We start from the raw sequence: 4,440 nt of genomic DNA, 5'->3' as shown, positions 1-4,440 counted from the left end.
CCGTTACGCCTACCATACCCGAGAATACAGCAATACCCATTGCTTGTCGCATTTCCGCTCCGGCCCCTGTACCAATCATTAATGGAATAACACCAGCGGTAAATGCAATTGATGTCATTAGAATCGGTCGAAGACGTAAACGACATGCTTCCAAAATCGCTGATAAGGTATCTTGGCCATTGTCTTTAAGTTCTTTAGCGAACTCCACCATCAAGATGGCATTTTTACACGCTAGAGCCACAAGGACAATCAAAGCAATTTGTGTGAATATATTGTTGTCACCACCAATGAACCAAACACCTGCTAGCGCAGAAAAAATGGTCATAGGAACGATCAAAATGATAGCGAATGGCAGTTTTAAACTCTCGTACTGCGAAGCTAGCACCATGAAAACTAACAAAACAACAAGTGGGAATATATACACCATCGTGTTACCAGCCAAAATCTGCTGGTAGGTTACATCAGTCCATTCATAAACCATTCCCTCTGCTAGGTTTTGATCCAGAACTTCCTCAATAGCCGTTTGGGCTTGGTCAGAACTGTAACCAAAAGCAGGACTGCCGTTTAGTTCTGCACTAGGGTAGCCGTTATAGTGCATCACGCGGTCAGGCCCAATCGTGGGTATGATCTCCAGTACAGCGCCGAGAGGAACCATTTGTCCGGCAGCATTTCTTACTTTGTAGTTAAGTATTTGGTCAGGTTCGAGACGATAGTTCATGTCTGCCTGGGCATTCACTTTGTATGTTCTACCAAACATATTGAAGTCATTGACGTATAATGATCCTAAATAAACTTGAAGCGCATCAAAAACCTGCTCTAGAGGAACACCTTGCAGCATCGCTTGTTCACGATCTATTTGGATGTCCATCTGCGGCACTTGTATACGAAATGTGGAATATAATCCCATCAGCTCGGGTCTTGTTGATGCCTCACTTATTACCAAGTTCAATTGCTTGAAGAGCTCATCAAACCCCTTGTTCGCTCGGTCTTCGATTTGAAGTTTAAAGCCGCCAGTAGAGCCAAGTCCTTGGATTGGTGGTGGTGGAAAAATCGCAACGAAGGCTTCATCAATGATTGAAAAGCTCTTATTCAAAGATGCAACAATCGCATTTGCTCCGAGAGTTGGATCATTTCGTTTATCGAAGTCCTCAAGCGTAACAAAAACGATGCCACTATTCGGACTGTTAGTAAAACCATTGACCGATAAGCCTGGGAAAGAAATGGTTTGTGCTACGCCAGGTGTTGCCAGCGCGAGGTTTTCCATTTCTTTAATAACGGACTCTGTTCGATCTAAACTTGCTGCATCTGGAAGTTGGGCGATCGCAACTAAATACTGCTTATCTTGTTGAGGAATGAATCCTCCAGGAACTGCTTTGAATAGAGAAGCCGTTCCCCCGAGTAACGCAATGTATACCACCACAACAACAAGGCTAAAGCGAATCAGCTTCTTGACCAGAGCTTGATATTGGTTCGAGCTGTACTCAAAAATTCTATTGAATGGCGCAAAAACATACTTACCAAAAACCGCATCCAATAGCTTGGTTAGCCGATCGGGTTTTGCGTTCTTATCTTGTAATAGCAGTGCTGATAAAGCAGGCGATAACGTCAACGAGTTAATTGCTGAAATAATCGTCGAGATCGTAATTGTTAGTGCGAACTGCTTATAAAACTGACCGGATAACCCTGTAATAAAGGTCGTCGGGATGAACACCGCACATAACACTAAAGCAATTGCAATAATTGGCCCGGTAACTTCGGTCATTGCTTGTTTCGTTGCTTCTAGTGGTGCAAGGCCATTATGGATGTTCCGTTCCACGTTTTCGACGACGACAATGGCGTCATCGACGACGATGCCTATGGCGAGAACAAGTCCAAACAACGAAAGTGTGTTAATCGATACTCCGAGCATTTGCATTACAGCGAACGTACCGATTAATGAAACAGGCACCGCAATGATAGGGATGATAGACGCGCGCCATGTTTGCAAAAACAAAATGACTACGACAACAACAAGTACAATTGCCTCTAGCAGAGTATGAACCACCGCGTCTATCGAACCACGAACAAAGACGGTCGGGTCGTAGGCTATTTCATATGAAACTCCAGCTGGAAAGGCTGTTTGTAAACGGTCCATGGTTGAACGAACCTGATTAGATAGCTCAATAGCATTAGCACCAGGGCGCTGGAATACGGGCATCGCCACCGCTGGTTTACCATTTAACAAGGCGCGCAGTGCATAAGAGTTTTGACCTAGCTCTACGCGTGCAACGTCTTTAAGACGTGTCAAAGCCCCTGTTTCGTCAACTTTTACTACAATGTCGTTGAATTCATCAATATTCTCCAAGCGGCCTTTTACGTTCAACAAAACTTGGAATTGGTTTTCATTAGCGGCTGGTTGCGCACCTAATGAGCCTGCTGCCACCTGTTGGTTTTGAGATCGGACGGCGGAGACAACGTCCATTACGGTTAGATTTCTAGAAGCGAGCTCATCTGGATTTAACCACAAGCGCATTGAGTACTCGTCACCACCGAAAAGGCGCACATCACCAACGCCTCCGAGCCGAGCTATCTCATCTTTCAAGTTTAAATTAGCGTAGTTAGCTAAATAACTGACTTCACGGCTAGAATCTGGAGAATATATATGCACAACCATGGTGAGATCAGGAGAGGCTTTTTCGGCAACAACTCCTAACCGTTGGACGGCTTCTGGTAACCGGGGCAAAGCTGTAGTGACGCGATTTTGAATTTGAACCTGAGCTTTGTCCAAGTCCGTACCTAAAGCAAAGGTTACGGTCAATGTCATTCTGCCGTCACTGGTTGCCTGTGAAAACATATATAACATGTTTTCTGTACCATTAATTTCTTGCTCCAGAGGCGTAGCAACTGTTTCTGCGATTACTTTTGGGTTCGCACCAGGATAGTTTGCTGTAACTACTACTGTAGGAGGGACAACCTCTGGATATTCACTCACAGGCAACTGCAAAAGTGAAATTGCGCCTACTATTAATATCAATAGCGATAACATAGAGGCAAATATGGGTCTTTGAATAAAAAAGTGTGCAAATTTCATTCGGTTGTCTTCTTAGTCTTGAGCTAAACGTTTGTTTGGCAACGATGTTGAGTTTGAAGCCATAATCAATGAAGTATTGCTAATATCTAGCGTGACATTTTTTGGTGTGACTTTGCTATTTGGGCCAACTTTTGCTGGGCCATTTACCGCAATAATTGAGTCGGCGTTCAAGCCATTCTCGATAGCACGAAATGTTCCGTAACGTTCGCCTAAGGTTACGATGCTGTATTGCAACGTATTCTCTTCATTGAGTGTTAATACAAAGCGGTTTTCTAGATCTGTGCCAATAGAACGCTCTGGAACGAGAACTCGTTCAACTGGTTTGGTTGTTGATATCTGAACTCGGCCAAACGATCCCACTTTTAAGTTTGATTTTGTTGCATCGAATACCGCTCGAACCTGCAAAGTACCGGTGTTTTCGTTGATGGAGTTGTCGACAAAGTCAACGCGTCCAAAAAACACCTGCCCATTTTGTCCAGATAGTTCAAGACGAGTAGGTAAGTTAGAGTCGGCATTGATTGTCGAGAAGTAACGGTTCCAAGTTCGCTCATCGACATCAAAGTATGCATATACCTGATCGTTAGAGACAATGTTTGATATAACGCTTTGATTTGCGTTTACATTGTTTCCTTTAGTAATGAATGCTCTTGAAATAGTGCCGCTAATAGGGGCATATATCTTCGTAAACTCAAGATCTAACTTTGCGGATTCTAACTGAGCACGCAAGGCCATTAGTTCTGCAGAGCGTTGCTTTACTGCGGTATCTCGGGCCTCTGCTTGTTCCGCTGAGATGGCTTTTCGCTTAACCAGTTGGGCGGCTCTCTTTTGTTCGTTTGCTGCTTGCTCTAGCGCAGCTCGAGCACTCTTAACTTGCGCTTCAAGTCGTGAGACCTGAGCTTTGAAGGTTCGATCATCAAGAGTGACGAGTAAGTCACCTTTGTTGACACTCTGTCCGTCTTTGAATTCTACCGTTTCAATAACTCCGGAAACGCGTGGCATTAAAGAAACTTTCTCTGGGGCTTGAAGCCTTGTTGTAAAGGTGAACCACGATTGAACGGGCTCATAGATGACTTTGGAGACGTCTATCGTAGGTAAGGGAGTATTAGGTTGTTTGGTTATCTCTTCGTCTGCACAAGCAGCTAAAACGGATAAAAGGCCAATGCCGAAAACTTTCTTTAACATTTGTCGCGCCCTAAATGATTCTGTTCATACTAAAAGGAACGGCATTGTATTCATTGTACCTATGGGTAAATAGGCCCTCAGCGAACATAGAGTAGTGATAAAAATGCACGATTAAATATTGGTCAAAATGCTCACTTTTTGGTTTGAAAAAGGTCAGTTTAGGGTTTTAAAGACGTGGAGTATTGTTA

Annotated in this window: 2 protein-coding genes; both read right to left on the bottom strand. The window is 43.8% G+C overall.

Translation table 11 applies throughout. The features are described 5' to 3' along the window. Positions 1-3,070: multidrug efflux RND transporter permease subunit (locus CAG68_RS06885; RefSeq protein ID WP_161440960.1), on the bottom strand; the 3,070-nt coding region annotated here is incomplete at its 3' end. 12 nt (positions 3,071-3,082) lie between these two features. Further along, a complete protein-coding gene (locus CAG68_RS06880; RefSeq protein WP_025768141.1) occupies positions 3,083-4,252 on the bottom strand; it encodes an efflux RND transporter periplasmic adaptor subunit in 1,170 nt (389 codons plus the stop codon). Positions 4,253-4,440 lie beyond the last annotated feature (188 nt).

The organism is Vibrio sp. V42_P2S4T144 (genome assembly GCF_009904715.1).
Lineage (GTDB): Bacteria > Pseudomonadota > Gammaproteobacteria > Enterobacterales > Vibrionaceae > Vibrio > Vibrio alginolyticus.
This window is presented reverse-complemented; position numbering and strand designations above follow the sequence as displayed.

What these genes read in the sequence shown, in the direction of transcription:
- CAG68_RS06880 (WP_025768141.1), bottom strand. Translation starts at nt 4,252, where the DNA reads ATGTTAAAGAAAGTTTTCGGCATTGGCCTTTTATCCGTTTTAGCTGCT.